Below are 15,476 nucleotides of genomic sequence, written 5' to 3'. Positions count from 1 at the left end.
TAATCATAAAAATGTGATGTATACGTTAAAGCTTCAGAAAAAAATACTGAAATTTATCGTTGATCCAATTACAATATTTCCACTTGATGAAAATCAACTAGCCAATTTTTTTGGCGATGATACAAAAAAATGGATATGGAATAAACCAAAACTTCGGAAATTGTTAAGTAGTTCCGTAGAGGCAGCTCAGTGCATGCCAAGATCACCACGCATATATTCTATTATTGACGATTTTTGTCATGATATTAAATTTAGGAAACATATAAATGATCCGAGTTTTATATTTAAATTTGTTGTAACGAAAGATAGTCCATGGTTTGACAGAACGATTCAAGAATTAATGGTTTATCTATACTCAGATGTCTTTGACGGCAAGCCAGGTTTCAATGTAAATCCCCTGAAGGTATCCAATCGATCAAACTTTGTATACGATTTTTCGATTCATAATAGAGACCTACTAGTCTGTCCTGTATGTGATCAACTTATGCCTCCTCCGAAGAATAATCATTCAGCACACACATTAGATCATTTTTTTCCAAAAGCCACCTTTCCATTTCTCTCGATTCATCCTGAAAATTTTTTACCTGCTTGTCATCATTGTAACAGTACATTGAAAGGTACTAAACATCCTATAAAGTATGGAAATGGGCTACCTGATAGTTTCTTGCCGTTCCATGAATCCGTGTCTAATGTTGCCAAAGTTAAATTCAGTCGCAATCAGAACGGTGTACTCAATATAGAAGTCATCGAAAGCAATGGAGGGCATTCAAACCGCACCAAAAACTTCATGTATCTTTTTGAAATTGAAGATCAATGGAGATATATCGTTATGGAGCATGTAGTTGGCAGAATAAAACATGAAATCAACAAGCAATTACGAGCGAATAAACATTTAGATTTTTCAGATTTACTTCCTCATATACAATATATAAAAACAGATCATGATAATAATAAAGGGAAATGGCCGTATTCTTTTTTGTATTCTGGCTATATAGATTACTTATTGAGTAATTCTGTGGAATTACAAGGATTCATACCGTCACATATATCGATTCCTGCCTCGTATAATCAAACATAAATTTGGAGTATTTAGATATATTATGACAATGTCTCAGGCGATCCGTGCCTATGTAGAAGCCCAAGGTGGCAAAGTGACTGCGGAGGCAGTGACACGCCATATTAACACGGAGTATCCAGGTCGCTGGAGACCAGGTACTCTCACGGCGCACCTCTATGCCTGCGCGGTCAACAACCCCAAAGCCTACATTCACCACGCCTCTACACCAAAGTTCCTCTACCGCTACAGTGATGGCAGCATGGAACTCTACTCCGAGGAACTGCATGGGCCAAACGAGTGGGAGCCAGAATCTGAGGGTGATGGGGAAGGGGATGAGCTGACGCTGGCACCATCCGCCGTTCAGTACTTCGAAACCTCCATTAGCTTGGAACGTGATATTGAAGACCACCTCATTCATCATCTCGATGCTCTGGAGCCGGGGCTGAAGTTCATCGGTCGGCAGGTGACGACCGATGTGGGCCGCATTGATATCCTAGCCGAAGATGCTAGTGGGGAGCGGGTCGTGATCGAAGTGAAAGTAGGCGATGCCAAAGACGCTGCCGTTGGCCAGATCGCCCGGTATCTCGGCTGGTATGCCAAGACCGACGGCAAGCCGCCCCGTGGGATTCTGGTGGCTAGACACTTCCCCGAAGGCACACGCTACGCCGCTAGTGCGATCTCGAACCTCACGCTGATCGCCTATCAAGTCCAGTTCTCATTCGAGAGCGTCTCTCTGAATCCATAGAGCTGAAAGGTAGTACCCCTCCCAATGCCCCTCGATAATAGCCTGATTCCTAACCTCGTCACGCTCTACCAGCGTGGCCTCCTGGTTCCGTTCATCGGCTCCGGCATGAGCCGCACCACATGCACGAGCTGGAACGAGTTCCTAGCTACACTTGCATACCAGGCTGGGATGGACGATGATGCCAGAAAGCTTACGGACGCGACAGTAACTCTGGAGAGCGCCGCCCTCTACCGAATCGCCGACACCGTTGTCCACAAGATGCACGCTCTACCACCCGAGGAAAAAGCGCGGCGCTATCGGGAGGGGATACACAATCACCCTGTCGGGAGCCAAGCGATTCCCGCACAGATGAAGGCACTCACAAACGGTCTATACTGGCCGCTGGTGCTCACCACCAACTACGATGACCTCTACTGGGCAGCCTGCAAGGAGCGCTCACAGGTAGCATCCGATATTGTCCGCTCGCATGAGCGCCAGATGCCCGAGATCGTGGGCCGTGGCCTAGAGGACTGTCACAGGGTTCTACGCTCCCTGGACCGAATCGCACCGCCTCTTTACTGGGCACTTCAGGGGTTCCTGGGAGGGCAGCACAATCCGCCAGAAGAGATCATTCCTGACCCAGATCGGCGGTTGCAGTTGGAAAGCCAGGTGGTCGTTGGGCACCAGCAGTACCAGCAAGCAATTAACGGAGACACACACTTTCGCCGAGCCTTCGCGGAAGTCTATCGCCGCCGCTCCTTCTTCTTTGTTGGCTCAGGGATTCTCGAAGACTACTTGCTGAACCTGTTTAGCGAGATCATCTACAACCATGGCCCGAGTGCTTTTCCACACTTTGCACTCCTGCCTGCGTCTGAGCGCGACAGTGGGCGCTTCGATGTGCGGTTCTTACAGACACGCCTTGGAATCACGCCACTCTTCACCACGAGCCACGATGACATTCCCGATTTTTTAAGCCAGCTCCGAGCTGAGTTGAAAGTCTCCTATTCCCCAGTATCAGGGTTGCCCCAAGGCAGAACGGCGCTCACCTCTCGAACCTACACTCTTTCCCCGCACAACTTAAGAGTCTTGCTCTCCCATCGAACGACACCTGTTAGTATTCCTGAGGGAGCGGCGGTTGTCGTCAGTGCTGGGCGTCGCAATAACCGACCGGTTCTAGGGAACTTTGGAACCGGGTACCTTGCCGCAACGGGGCGAGTAAACAAGTCCAGTCTCTGGAAACCACTCGACTCCACAACCAATGCCAATATATTTCAGTACAATAACGAGCCACTCTTTGCCATCGCAGCGCGCCGCCCTAAAGGGGACAGTGATTATCGTGACTTAGCCGTGGTGCCCGAGGCGGTGGCGGCTGGACTTGCTGTGATTGCCCAGCAGGGATTTTCACGGGTCTTTCTTGGCTCCATCGCTTCCGGGTTCTCCGCGAGGAATCTCTGGCATCCCATCCACCCCTTCGCGCAGACTTTGCGGGGCATTCGCCAGTTTGAACGAACCAGCCCCGGGGGAGCACTAGAAGAAATCGAGCTTTGTATCATCGATCCCCAGATATTGGAGATGATCACCTCCGATAAACTCCCCATCCAAGAAATGCTCTCAGCAGAGTTCTTCCCCTTCACCGTTGAGATGCACCGCTCCGATGGATACGTGGAAATCTTCAACCTACTCATCAAAGACGGCTCGACAGTACAGAGTGTCCTTGAGGAATGTGGATTAGCCCCATCCCTCTGGAACGTCGCACTGCGGCCCCGCCCGACAGATGGGCATGAGGATACAACGATGCCAGATCAGATCGTAACCGCCACGATGTCTCTGGTCGCTACGACGAAATACTAAGAACTCACACCATGATCTCTGAGCTAGAAGCCCTAAACTACGACCCTGATCTTGCTGCACTAGAGCAGGCACTCCAGCAATTCAATCTCTTCGAGGCCATGGGGATAGCTCGGCAGGAGGTTATCCACTCCAAAGCCCTCGCCTTCCTGCTGGACCCGCACCAGACACATGGACTGGGCGAGCATTTCCTACGCGGCTTCCTCCATCACCTTGGCCTCACTGAACCAGCCGACCTCTCCGATACAGAAGTGCGCACCGAATGGGAGCGGATAGATATCCTCATCCGTTGTCCTCGTGCCCGGCTAGCAGTGGTCATCGAGAACAAGATCGGGGCAGGAGAGCACGGCGATCAGCTCAAGCGCTACAAGGAGCTGGCCGCACGCCACTTCGCGGGCTGGAAGGTGGTCTTTGTCTTCCTCTCACCACTAGGAGCACCCGCCTCAGACCCTGACTACCTGCTCGCCGAGTACAGTACTATCATCACACTACTTGAGGGGGCAACGAATCTCCCTAGTCTTCAGCCTGAAGTATTGACTCTCCTGACTCACTACACCGCCACTCTCCGACGGCAGGTACTCCACGAGAACGAGCTCGATGCGCTCTGCATCCAGCTCTACCAGCGCCACCACCGCGCCCTCGACTATCTCTACGCCCGCCGCGCTGACCCCCAGACTCGAATTCGTGAAGAGCTGGAATCGCTTGTGAAGGCGAACTCTATCTTTGTTCTCGACTATGCAAAGCCCGCCGCCCGGTCACAAGTGAGTTTTGTTCCTGTTGTGTGGGATGACTTTCTGCCTCGCAGGCGGCCCTGTAAGTGGTCTGCGGAGGGGCGTGTTCTGCTGTTCTGGTTCTCCAACCAGCCTCAGTCGTTGCGTCTTAGTCTTCAGATCAGTGCCGGGACCGATCCCGCAGATCGTGCGCGGCTCATCGCGCTCGCCGAGGCACAAGGAGCTCCCTTCACCGTTAAACCAAACGCACGCAATGCTGCCTGGACTATCCTCTACTCACGCGAGCTTATCGCGCCGCGCTCCTATACCAAGAAGACACTAGAGCAGATCCTCGACGAGCTCCACGCCAGCTGGGAGTCCTTCCTCACGGGAGATTTGCCTCTTTTGAACCAAGCCATTCAAAGCATACGATGAGAACCCAGCACATTCCGATGCCCATCGACGAGTTTCATGCTCTACACCGTCACTACGCCTGGAAGTACGAGTACTGGGATGGCACCGTGCACATCCGCCCCCGTGAGCTAGCAGTAGTTGGTGCCTTACCACTCCACAACATTCCCGAGCCAAGTAGCACGCCCCCCGCCGGGCTGGTGCTTGCCCCCCTCGCCAATGCCACACCAGAGGCACTGGCCCAGCTCTACCGCGCGGCATTTCGTGATACGCCTGACCTCTGTGATTATGTCGGAGAGATTCTGGAGCGTGAGATCCGGCGCTGGCTCACCCAAGATATCGCCCGTGCCCATCCCACTTCACGAATCCTGCGCCCCAAGCGGCATCCGCGCTCTGTAGCGGCTCTGCTACTGGTCAAGAAAACCGCCAGTGGTTTCCTTCTCGATACCCTCGCCGTGCGCCCACGCTATCAGCACCAGGGCGTGGCGACCTATCTTCTGCGCTACGTGATTCCTCAGCTCCTCGCCGAAGGGGCCACAGAGCTTCTCACCACCTACCATCCCGCCAACGAGCCCAGTGTGGCCTGGCACACGCATCAAGGCTTTATCCCGCTGCCGTGTCTTTCGCTCACAAAGCTCAAGCTCCACGCAGCCCGCTCCAATGGAGAAGATACGACAGTGCTCCAAGCCGAGGTAGAGCGCTTGGAAGCACAGGTAGAGCATGAGGGCTACGATTCTGTCGAGCCAATCCTACGCCTACACTAAACTCCCAAAGCCATCTTCACGAAACGACTAGAGAATTCATCATGCCCCTTATGATCTATCATCGGCTCCCTACCATGGTGGCTTCGTTTGGGCGATCCTGTACAGATACATCTGTGGAACCCCCTTTGGGAGGAATCTCCCTAGCATTATTCTCACTCGTCCGATAAGAACTTGGCAATAAAGGCTTGGCTCTACTAGATGCTTCCATCTGCCTCTTTGACTGGCTGTCCCTATTCTGTAAATAGGCGGTGATCCAGCGGAGAAACGACGGTGTGGCATGAAGCTTCATCAACCGATCAATCTCTTCATTAAAATTCAATTGTGCTGACTGCACATCAAGCTCTGCCTCGTGGAGGGCCGAGCGCATCGCCTCACTCATTCGGTTGGAATGTTCATCTTCAAGCAAGCGAACTTCAATCGCGCGCTTCTGATCCATGAGTTGCTTTCTCCGCTTACCATACTGGGTATCCAGACTTCGGATCATGCTCTGGAGCGAGGAGACACGTGCTGCATAGAAACGGATCTTAGGGTCGTTTGCAATGGCCCCACGTAAACTATTCCACCGTTCGCGTGCCATCGTCTCTTCCCAGGTTTCAACTTCTGTACCCGCCGTATTGGATGGAATAAGAGCTTTCTCGGCTATAGTTGCTGCGATACCAAATGGTGAGGTAGCCCCGCCCAAACCACCACGGGCCGCCTGCGATGCCAGGTTCAGCGCTCCTGAGACAAGCTCGCCCGATTTTTGACCGAGTGCTTCCGCAACACTGGAACCTGTCCTAGTGATGAGCTGTCGAGCCGCGTCTTCCAGTGCAAAGGCCAGCTCTGATTCGGCGCTCTCTGCTTTGCGATGGGCATCATTTGCCGCAAACCGCGCTTCTTCCGCAAGAAGCCGCGCACTCTTGAGACGTGGATCAGAGTCGAGGCTTTGCTTTACACGATCCCACTGAGCCTTTGCTTCCATCAGAAGTGGATCGGTTGACAAATGTGCATCACGTCTCGCAACAAATTCCTGCCACCGGACAATATCGGGATGTGTCGTCAGTAGTGCATTGATTTCCTCAATGCGCCGCTCTGCTTCACGTCGTGGATGGTGAAGTCCTTCCCCAAGCAGCCGCAACTGTGCCTCCTCTGCATCAAGCGTACCCTTGGCAACCTGAGCCTTTAGGAGTCGCTCTTCATTGAGTCGCTCCTCTTCTTTTTCCAGCTCATAACGCTGCACAGCGAGTAAGCTCTGATGCTGCTTTTCTCCCAGTCGGTAGCGCGTCTCCATCGCCCCTTCATAGGCATGGTAGATCATAAATGGAGCAGAGACAATAAAGGCTATGACCCAGAGAGAGAACTCCTGATACTTATTAGGAACTCCGGATTCCATATTCAATTCCATCTGTTTGCGGATGATCTCACCTAAACCAAAGCGCTCGACACTAGCTTCTAGGATAACAACGCCAACTAGAACCAGATAAGCTAAGACAACTGCAATCACACCTCGATTTTTTTCGTCGGATTTTCTGGATGCATCCATCTCTTCAGTGGCAAATGTACTCGCTTTCAATGCAAGACGACCAATCAAAAAGAAGATAAATATTCCAAATACACAAGAAACATAGACCGAATTATATCCAAATTTCTGTATACTTTCTGCATCCAACCTAGCAAATTTTGTCAGCAGTCCCAAGCTTAGTCCAAAAATACTACCAAGAGCAATATGTGCAACAAAATCCCCGACATTATGAAGATATTTTTTAAATCCATGGTGACGATTTGAAAAAGAAAGATGTGCAGTGTTCGTCTGTGCGGTAACGATATCACCAGCACCTTCTTTGTTCAGTGAAGACAAGCCAGGCAACTTTGCCTGCGAGCTGACAGTGGTATTGAAAGTCCGACGCGCAGCATGAACTGTGTCATTTTGTCGAGCCGCTTCTTCAGCGGTCTCTTTCGCTATGGAGTGCAACCAGTCTTCGCGCTGACTTCGCTCAGAAAGTAGCTCGGCCTCGATCTTATCGGCAGCCTCGCGGAGCTCTGCTTCCATCATCTCGACCCGCGTGACCGCTTCCTCAAAGATTTTCTGGTACTTTTCGGACGCCGCAGTTAGCTGTTCCTGGAACCGAGCAATAACCTCAGCCTCAACTTGTTGTTTCGCTAGCTCGGCAGCTTCGGCACTGGCTTCTGCTTCCTCGGCAGCTTGCAGTGCAGCCACACGCCGCGCTTCACGTGTTTTTAAGACCTCTTCTTGAAGGGCCTTCTCACGCTCACGTGCCTCCTGCTGCTCCTCAAAGAGCTGTTTATCACGTTGCTTTGTGAGCTCATCAACATGTTTTTGGTAGTCCCGTTCTTGCCCTTTCTCAAACTGACGGCGTTCTTGGTCCCGAATATCACGCTCTTTGGCACACCGCTCTTGCACCTCCCAGTAAACACTACGGGCCGCCTCGATCTCAGAGTGCCGCTCCATGCGGTATGTAATGCGGTCTTCCTCGATGCGCTTAATTTCATCATTATAGCTCTTACGTGTTTCTTCCCACCATTTACGCAAACTTGCGAGCTCTTCATCCAGACGAGTATTATTGACCTGGTTACGCCAGTTCAAGTTCTGACGTTCGAGCTCCTTAAGGGCAAATAGCCGCTGATGGCGCTCTCCCGCTGCTACGAGCCGGAAACGTGCCTCACGGACGTGGGCAACACGCAACGCAAACCGCGTATTCAGATCCTGAACCGCTTCTTCATAGGCACCGAGGTCGTAGGGATTCGACTGCCGGGACGAGGGAGCAGAAATGACAATCCGCTCGCTCAGCCCAACCGTTTGTGGTACCGTGGCCACCGGCACCATGTCATACTGCACCTTGACTAGCTCATTTGGTAGTGAATACCGGGGGCTCCCTTCCTCATCACTAAGAAGGTCATCAGGGATGGGAACCTCACCACTAGCATCAATCAACTCTCCTTCAATCGCTTCGGTCTCAATAACGGGAGACTCTGCCTCCGTGAGAGGTACTGTTGCAACATTTACCATTATTTTTTCTCTCTCCACTTAGTGATCCCGGCAGCAATGGTAGATTTTTCTTTACCTACTGATAATGTCACTCGACCTCCAAAACAGGAAAACTGGGATTTAAGTCCCTCTTCTGTATCCTTATTCAATCCAAGTATTGCAATTGTTATTTTTGAATTCTTAGAAATACTTAGCAAAGCTCTACTTATTAGCCTTTCATCATCTTTCCAATCGTTATCTCCATCCGTCAGATAAAGAATACGAACACTCTTTTGTTTACCTGCATATAGCTTCTCCATTTCTTTCCATAAGTTATAAGGACGTGTACCTTGAGAACGTAAAGCATCTAATTCCTTCAACTGATCAAAAACGCGTTTTTTGATTCGAGAGTCGTCATTGATCTTTTCGGCTGGAAGTAAGCAGGTAATCTCTCTGTCAACCATGTAGATAGCAACTTCTTCACCCCAATCGGCAGCTCTGGCGAAAGCAGATTTTAACGCCAGCAGCTGAGTCTCACGCATGTTCGCTGTGCTACCACTGCGGTCTATCGCAACCACATTCAAGACAGGGTCTTCTGGCTTCTGTACAGTTGGTAGAGGGCGCGACTGATTACACCCACTAAGCATAAGAAAACTCAGGAGAAGCATTTCTTTGTTTTTCAATTTTAACACCCTATTCCTATACACTTAACTCGATACAATCCGTCCCGCTTCCATCGTGATACGATGGGGGAACTTGTCCGGATCAAAGGACTTACTATGAGAAACTAGAAAGATCTGTTGGAACTGTTTATGTATCAAGCCTTTCGTTAACAAGTCGATCAATGATAGTGTACGCGCTTCGTCGAATGAGGAAAGTGGCTCATCTAGGAATAACCAGCCAGGACGGGTGGCGCTTTCTCCTGGCAGAGTAGCAAGAGCAAATGCAAGTCTCAATGCCAATGATATCTGGTCACGTGCACCTCCAGAAAAAACTCTCTTCTCGACGTATTCTCCCTTACGGGAATCTAGTACAGAGACTTTGTTTTCCTCGGAATTCCACTTAATGTCCCGGTAGCGGTGGTTTGTCAAGAGAGGCAGTAATTTCTTCACCCAGATCTCAGTCGAGGGCATCACGCGGTCTAGTATCTGCTTGCGGGACTCCTCAACGATCTTACTAGCGAGCTCTTTACGTCGCAAAGCTCGCTGGGCGGTTTGCAGCGCCAGTGACTCTACCGTACTCTCCAAGAGCTCATCTGTCAGTCCGAGACGATCCGCTAGTGCCTTTCGACGACTCCGGTTCTCCAGTACATTCTCACCTGCGCCAAGAGCCTCCGCTTGCCAGAAATCGCTGGTACGAGAGGTAACCTCAGGGTGACTCTGGAGAAGCGCTGTCACTCCAGCTGAATCAGTCGCAAGCGCCTCCTGCGCCGCCTCGCGTTGCTTCGTCACATCACTCTCCTGTTGCCGAAGTCGCCCCTGCTCCTGTTGTAGACTCGCCTCCGCCTCCCTATGCTGGTCTTGCTCAATCCGAAGCGCGGAGGGATCGAATACCTGAAGTGCCATGCGAACTGCTTGTTCTTGTTCAGGCAAGAAAACCTCCAGTACCTGAACCACCTCGCTGGGAATCACGACATTTTCCGTCAGTAGATTCTGGCAAGCCTCATGAAAAGCATCCCGCCGCTGATCCCGCGCCAGCACTGCTGCTTGGTGAGCTTGTTCGCAAGTGGGAAGTGTCGCAGCAAGCTCCTCTTGCCCTTGCATTTTCTGTTTGAGCTGGCCAATCACACTGGCAAGAGAACTTGGCTCCGAGGGCAATTTAGCTTGTGAAAGCCCCGCTTGTACCTGAGCCAAGAGCTGGCGCTCTGTATCCGTTGGTTGTGGCACAGTTGGTATAGGAGCTTGCTTGACTCCAGACTGTGTGGCAATCAAGCTGTGATTCAGGCGCTTACTCTCTTCTTGGGCTTCCCGTGCCCTAGTACGAATGGGCTCAAGCGCATGGGTAATAGCCTCAGCACTGGTACGCGCTGCATCAGTATCCGTGGGGAAAGGGGCATCCCCAATCAGGTGTTCTAGTGTGGTTCTGCATTCCTTTTCTTGCTTCTGTGCCTCCGGAAGCGCCGTGACCTGGCCACTGCCATGATGGCCCGCCGCTTTCTGTTCCGCCTGGCGCTTCTGCTCGAGCACTTGCGCTTGCTGCTGAAGAAGCCCTTGCTCCAATATACGGTGTTGTTCCCGCGCCATCTTGAGGTGCTGGGCTTGCTGTTGCTCAAGGGCGGTTCGCTGGTCTTTTGCGGCTTTCTGTACTTGCTCAAGCCGCCCCACTTCTTGCGATAGCTGTATCGCTTGTCCCTCGGAGGCTTTCCGGGCTGTACTGATCTTCTGAAAGGCCAAGCCCACTCCGACAAGAAGAAGAACTAGACCAATCAAGAGAAGTGGGACTACTTTCAAACCACCAAGCGTGAGTGCTAGTCCGAGCCCCATAACACTCCAGCTCGGTACCCCAACCAGTGACATTATGGGTAGAGAAGTCTGCCCCTTCTTCATGCGCTCTTGTGCAGCAAGTAGCTCTTGACCTGTTTTAGCTACCGTCGCTTCCCACTCCCGAATTGCCGTGACGTGAGCCGCCTCCAACTCGCGAAGCTCCTGAATATTTTTAGTACGCACAGTCTCTAGCTGCTGAGTGAGCTGAGTATGATTCGCTTCCAGTTCCTGCATACGCTGGGTTCGTGTGGCTTCTTGTTCCTGAACGAAGCGGGCACGATCCATCTCGATACTCTGGAGCTTCGTGAGGTTTTCAGAGGCATTAGCCCAATCTTGGAGAGCTGTTCGCAGAGTCAGTTTCTGCTCCGCTCCTGCCAGTGCTACCTGTGCGAGCCCCTCCGCCCGCTCAGCCTCTTCAACCTTTTGCTTCAGGGACTCAATCTTGGTCAGCGCTTCCTGTTGCTGGTTCTGCGCTTGGTGATAGTCCTCCCAAGCGCGATGGGCTTTTGCAAACTCCAGCGCCTCGACAAGCTGTTTGTGATGCATTTCTGCCTGCTTCAGGTTTTCCTTAAGCTCCGTGGCTTGTAGCGCGGCGTTCTTCGCGGCAGTAACGGCGGCCTCGGCCTCAGCAATTCGATGCTCACCATCCTGCCAAGCGCGTGCCAGAGGTGCCAGTTGTCTCGCAATAGCCTGGGCTCTCGCCTCAAGCCGATTGATAGTATCGAATTTTGCTTTGATTTCTCTGAGGCGCGTTTTTATCTTGTCTTGCTCCGTCGCAATTTCTCCTTGGCGCAGTTGTATCCGGGAGTGTTCACGATCCGCTTCTTGCCAACGAGAAAGCTGGCAGCAAGTCTTCATCCGCTGCTCTTTTTCCTGAAGTGCGGAAAGTAGCCCATCCAAATTCGCGATATCAACCCGCTCCTTAGCCCTTAGAACAGCGTCTTTATCTGCCCGTACTACCTTGAACTCCGACTCCAGCATCGAGAGTGACTTCAAGTTTAGGAGCTCATTGATGGTTTGCTTACGCTCTTCGGGCTTTGCAGACTCAATCCGCTCTAGGCGTTTCTGCTCGACGAAGCAGGTATTGAGAAGCGACGCGTCACTCATACCCAGTTCATCAATGATGCGCTTATTGGCAGGAGTCAATGTCTTGATAACCTCTACCTGACCATCTAAACCCACAGGGCACGTGAGAGTCACTTTTTGGCTGGATGCAAGGCGACGCTCCACGGTGAATTGACGTCCTTCCACAGAGAATCTGAGGGTGACCTTCATCTGATCTGCGTGGTAGCGCTTGAGGTCTCCCACATCTAATCCACCCAGCCCCTTACCGTAGAGTGCAAAGTAAACGGCTTCAAAGAGCGAGGACTTACCTGCCTCGTTGTGCCCCTCGATGAGCACAGCACCACGCTCGGGGAAATCCAGCTCGATCTTCTCGAACTGCTTGAAGTTTTCGGCCTCTAGCCGGTGTAGAAGAATCATGCTGCCACCCCCGTTCCACGCAGTCGCTGATACGAGGCCAGGATCGCCTCCCGCGCCTCGCGGCAGAGTGCACGCTGCTCTTCATCCGTTGCGGATAGTTCCATAGCCTGTGCTACCTCGCTGAGTACCTCATTAAGCTCAAAGCCCCCCGAGGAGAAAACAAGTTCCCCAAAGGGATAGCGGATCGCAAGATCATCCGTTTGTATCTGTGAGTGAAAGGACCGCTCACTCGCAAACGTCTGCAAACGGTTGAGATCCACCAGCTCATAGACCTCCTGACGAAGTTCCCCCGTCAAGGTCAGCCGGAAGAGAGTCTCTGGGCTCGTGGCCTCGGCGATTCGTCTCTCCAGATCCGCCTGGGGATCGGTTTCGTCCAACGTTTCGCCTGAAACTTCTAGGGTGCGCATCGGCTGAACGGTATGGCGCAGGTACTCTGCCTTCGCCGGTTGCCCAGTGGCGAGCGTCAGAAGATAGCAGCCACAGTCAAGCTTTTCCTCACCAAAGTGAATGTGCTCTGTCGAGCCTGGGTTCAGCAGAAGTGCACCACTCTGGAGTCGGCGCTCGTTGCGTCGGTGGAGGTGCCCCACACAAATAACATCCGTATCAAGCTTCTCTAGATTTTCTAGGGCTAGACGTGGTTCCTGGAAGTTCTCACCAGACCAGCCTTCGACACCATAGTGGAGCAGGACAATATCCAGTGCACCGCCTCGCTTGTCAGCGGCGAGGGTACTAAGTGGGCAGCTACCATCGTCGTGCTGGAACGAGGCACTCATCCCCCGAACCGATACAGTGGCTCCGCTTCGCACCGTTATCTGGACGCCCTGCATAACATCGTCCTGTCGGAGGAGCTGGACACCGCCCAGCGCGTGCATCTCCTGCAAGGGAACAATACCGCCGTCATAGCCGTAGGAGCGAGGGCTGTCATGGTTACCTGCAATTGCCACTGCGGGGATCTTCGCCGCTGCTAGTCGACCAAGTTGCAGTGCAACAAAGTGCCGGTCTGCATTGCGCGGATCGGGACGATCAAAAAGGTCTCCCGCGATGAGGAAGAGCTCTACGTCATGGTCCAGTGCTGCTTGAACCGTCTTAGCAAATCCCTGCTGGAGCTGGCGTCGTCGCTGCTCCAAGCGCTCAGGGCGAAACCGGGCGTAGTAGGTTCCCAGGTGGCAGTCAGATACAACAATTGCTTTTATCAACGGATCATCCTCAACCGGCAGGAAGCCGGATCTATCGCGGTCAGAAGGGGGCGGGTCAGGCTAGAGAGGGACACAATGGCCTGCCCTGGTGCAAGGCGAGAAACGCGTCCCCAGAGCGAGTCATCCATCCCGCCAATCGTGCGCTTTAAACGGCTCACGACGCCGGTGTCGCCGATCTTATGAAGGATGTAGTTATTGACCAACCCAAGCATCTCATCAGGTAAGTGCTGGGGCAGCTGTGTGATAAACACCAGTCCCAGCCAGCGCTTACGGCCTCGTTTCGCGATGCGGGCTACCTGCTGATGCAGAATCGGCATGCGTGCGATTCGGGCGCTAGAGAGAAACTCGTGTGCCTCTTCAATCATGACGACAACAGGCGTAGGCTCCCGTCCCATATCCTCGGCCTCTTGGTAGGCTTCTTCCTGCTGGCGCTGTACTTCGCGGAGAAGCTCACTGATCACGAGGTTGTTCACCACAGTAGATTCAGAATCTGAGAGGTCAATGATAGTCACCCGCCCAGGCTGAAGCATCTGCCTAGCATCCAGTGAAGTGGCTCTCGGGTTATCAAAAAGCCCAAGCCGCTCGATCCGTCCAATCCGTCCCTGCACCTTGCGCCAGCTTTGCCAATGTTTTGTTTCGTCCTTAGCGGCCTCTTGAATAATTCCCACAAATTTGGCGCGCTGGTTATGAAAATCTGGCGACCGCAAAGCTGTTTCTTGAACGGAGCCATTCTGCAGCACATCCGCGATACAGCGGGCGACATCATAGACTTGCGAGAGGCGCATCTTGGGCCAACCTTCATCGAACTCGTCCATCGCCTCTTTTGCGTACTGCCGGTTTTCCTCAGTCCAAAGATCAAGCTCATCGAGCAGTCGCGCGGTTGTGGTGACGGCTTTCTGAAAGCGCTCTTCCTGGGCTTCATTGAGATCGAAAATCTCCATCGCTGCATGGGGCGAGATCCGCGAAAATGATGGGGAGAAGGGACGGCAATCGGGATGAAGAGGGTTGGCAGCGTCGCGCCCTACCAGATACAGAACATGGGTATCGGCGACACCCTCGGGCTTACGGCCCAGTCGCTCTAGAGCCGCCTCCATGCGTGGGTCTTCTGTTGGGAGGTTCATCTCTGTATACTCACCCTCCGTATCCAAGAGAATCACCGCCGCGCCTGCGTTCTGGAGCTTATGAACCATGCCTGCAACGGTTGTGGACTTACCTCCACCCGTGGTTCCAAGGATCGCCGTGTGACGTGGGAGCACCTCTTTGCGCATCAGATCGAACGAGACAGCTAGATCTTCGTGGCCAAACGCAGCTCCAAGACGCACATTTCCCCCGGTCTTCCAGAAGGCTTCGATCTCCGCGTCTTCCAGTGCCTCCACCGGGCTATTTGGCAGAGGGCGGAACCGATGAGGCATCAGTGCACCATCTCGCTCTTCTCCTGCCAGCTCGACAGACACTAGGCCATGGTATTCCGGTAAGAAAACAGAGCCATGTAGCGCCGTCGCCACAACCGGCGGGGCATCCGCCCGAAGCCCATCGGGGAGGGCATAGGGGCCACGAACCACCGTTCCCAGATAAACCCGCCCATCCCGACTCCGGATACGCACACTCGCTTGAGAAGGCAGACGCTCGATCCGATCTTTGGGTACCAGTACCTCGATCAAATTGTCGTCGCTATTGGGCGTATCGAACATGGTGAACCCAGCTGCGTTGGCACGATCTACAGGAACGGTGTAGGCTCCCCCTCGGAGGGCAGCATCCTCCCGCATCTCCTCCTGAACCTGATCAAAAACGCGCAGTGCGCCTCTGCTCTCTTCTTGCTCCATAGTCATTTCCTTT

General features: G+C 52.7%; 10 protein-coding genes. 5 read left to right on the top strand and 5 right to left on the bottom strand.

From position 1 onward, the window contains the following. The first annotated feature begins 16 nt into the window (after window positions 1–16). From HNQ39_RS11030 to HNQ39_RS11010, 5 genes are read left to right on the top strand one after another with little or no spacing between them, the layout of a single operon-like run. Complete coding sequence (locus tag HNQ39_RS11030; RefSeq protein ID WP_184195376.1) at window positions 17–1,078, top strand: hypothetical protein; 1,062 nt, start codon at window positions 17–19, stop codon at window positions 1,076–1,078. A gap of 28 nt (window positions 1,079–1,106) precedes the next feature. Continuing rightward, window positions 1,107–1,802 (top strand): endonuclease NucS domain-containing protein, encoded by a 696-nt coding sequence (locus tag HNQ39_RS11025; protein WP_221289946.1) that lies wholly within the window; start codon window positions 1,107–1,109, stop codon window positions 1,800–1,802. Between the two features lie 24 nt (window positions 1,803–1,826). Further along, a complete protein-coding gene (locus tag HNQ39_RS11020; protein WP_184195373.1) occupies window positions 1,827–3,632 on the top strand; it encodes an SIR2 family protein in 1,806 nt (601 codons plus the stop codon). A gap of 11 nt (window positions 3,633–3,643) precedes the next feature. Continuing rightward, a complete protein-coding gene (locus tag HNQ39_RS11015) occupies window positions 3,644–4,774 on the top strand; it encodes a PDDEXK-like family protein (protein ID WP_184195370.1) in 1,131 nt (376 codons plus the stop codon). Then, the gene (locus HNQ39_RS11010; protein ID WP_184195367.1) at window positions 4,771–5,514 is read left to right on the top strand and encodes a GNAT family N-acetyltransferase; all 744 of its coding nucleotides are present in this window, start codon (window positions 4,771–4,773) and stop codon (window positions 5,512–5,514) included. The genes HNQ39_RS11015 and HNQ39_RS11010 overlap by 4 nt, the downstream gene beginning before the upstream one ends. 58 nt (window positions 5,515–5,572) lie before the next feature. On the opposite strand, the gene HNQ39_RS11005 is transcribed toward HNQ39_RS11010, so the two are convergent. The 5 genes from HNQ39_RS11005 to HNQ39_RS10985 all read right to left on the bottom strand — a co-directional run bounded on the left by HNQ39_RS11005 (window position 5,573) and on the right by HNQ39_RS10985 (window position 15,463). After that, a complete protein-coding gene (locus HNQ39_RS11005; RefSeq protein WP_184195364.1) occupies window positions 5,573–8,521 on the bottom strand; it encodes a hypothetical protein in 2,949 nt (982 codons plus the stop codon). Beyond that, a complete protein-coding gene (locus HNQ39_RS11000) occupies window positions 8,521–9,021 on the bottom strand; it encodes a vWA domain-containing protein (RefSeq protein WP_184195361.1) in 501 nt (166 codons plus the stop codon). Before HNQ39_RS11000 ends, HNQ39_RS11005 begins: the two co-directional genes overlap by 1 nt. Before the next feature lie 165 nt (window positions 9,022–9,186). Continuing rightward, window positions 9,187–12,444 (bottom strand): AAA family ATPase, encoded by a 3,258-nt coding sequence (locus HNQ39_RS10995; protein WP_184195357.1) that lies wholly within the window; start codon window positions 12,442–12,444, stop codon window positions 9,187–9,189. Beyond that, window positions 12,441–13,640, bottom strand: a complete 1,200-nt coding sequence (locus tag HNQ39_RS10990; protein WP_184195354.1) for a metallophosphoesterase family protein — start codon at window positions 13,638–13,640, stop codon at window positions 12,441–12,443. The genes HNQ39_RS10995 and HNQ39_RS10990 overlap by 4 nt, the downstream gene beginning before the upstream one ends. Continuing rightward, window positions 13,637–15,463 (bottom strand): ATP-binding protein, encoded by a 1,827-nt coding sequence (locus HNQ39_RS10985; protein WP_184195351.1) that lies wholly within the window; start codon window positions 15,461–15,463, stop codon window positions 13,637–13,639. The genes HNQ39_RS10990 and HNQ39_RS10985 overlap by 4 nt, the downstream gene beginning before the upstream one ends. Window positions 15,464–15,476: the final 13 nt, after the last annotated feature.

This window comes from Armatimonas rosea (genome assembly GCF_014202505.1).
GTDB lineage: Bacteria > Armatimonadota > Armatimonadia > Armatimonadales > Armatimonadaceae > Armatimonas > Armatimonas rosea.
Note: the sequence above shows the minus strand (reverse complement) of the source record. Positions and strands in the feature narration are given on the sequence as shown.

What these genes read in the sequence shown, in the direction of transcription:
- HNQ39_RS11030 (WP_184195376.1), top strand. Translation starts at nt 17, where the DNA reads ATGTATACGTTAAAGCTTCAGAAAAAAATACTGAAATTTATCGTTGAT.
- HNQ39_RS11025 (WP_221289946.1), top strand. Translation starts at nt 1,107, where the DNA reads ATGTCTCAGGCGATCCGTGCCTATGTAGAAGCCCAAGGTGGCAAAGTG.
- HNQ39_RS11020 (WP_184195373.1), top strand. Translation starts at nt 1,827, where the DNA reads ATGCCCCTCGATAATAGCCTGATTCCTAACCTCGTCACGCTCTACCAG.
- HNQ39_RS11015 (WP_184195370.1), top strand. Translation starts at nt 3,644, where the DNA reads ATGATCTCTGAGCTAGAAGCCCTAAACTACGACCCTGATCTTGCTGCA.
- HNQ39_RS11010 (WP_184195367.1), top strand. Translation starts at nt 4,771, where the DNA reads ATGAGAACCCAGCACATTCCGATGCCCATCGACGAGTTTCATGCTCTA.
- HNQ39_RS11005 (WP_184195364.1), bottom strand. Translation starts at nt 8,521, where the DNA reads ATGGTAAATGTTGCAACAGTACCTCTCACGGAGGCAGAGTCTCCCGTT.
- HNQ39_RS11000 (WP_184195361.1), bottom strand. Translation starts at nt 9,021, where the DNA reads ATGCGTGAGACTCAGCTGCTGGCGTTAAAATCTGCTTTCGCCAGAGCT.
- HNQ39_RS10995 (WP_184195357.1), bottom strand. Translation starts at nt 12,444, where the DNA reads ATGATTCTTCTACACCGGCTAGAGGCCGAAAACTTCAAGCAGTTCGAG.
- HNQ39_RS10985 (WP_184195351.1), bottom strand. Translation starts at nt 15,463, where the DNA reads ATGGAGCAAGAAGAGAGCAGAGGCGCACTGCGCGTTTTTGATCAGGTT.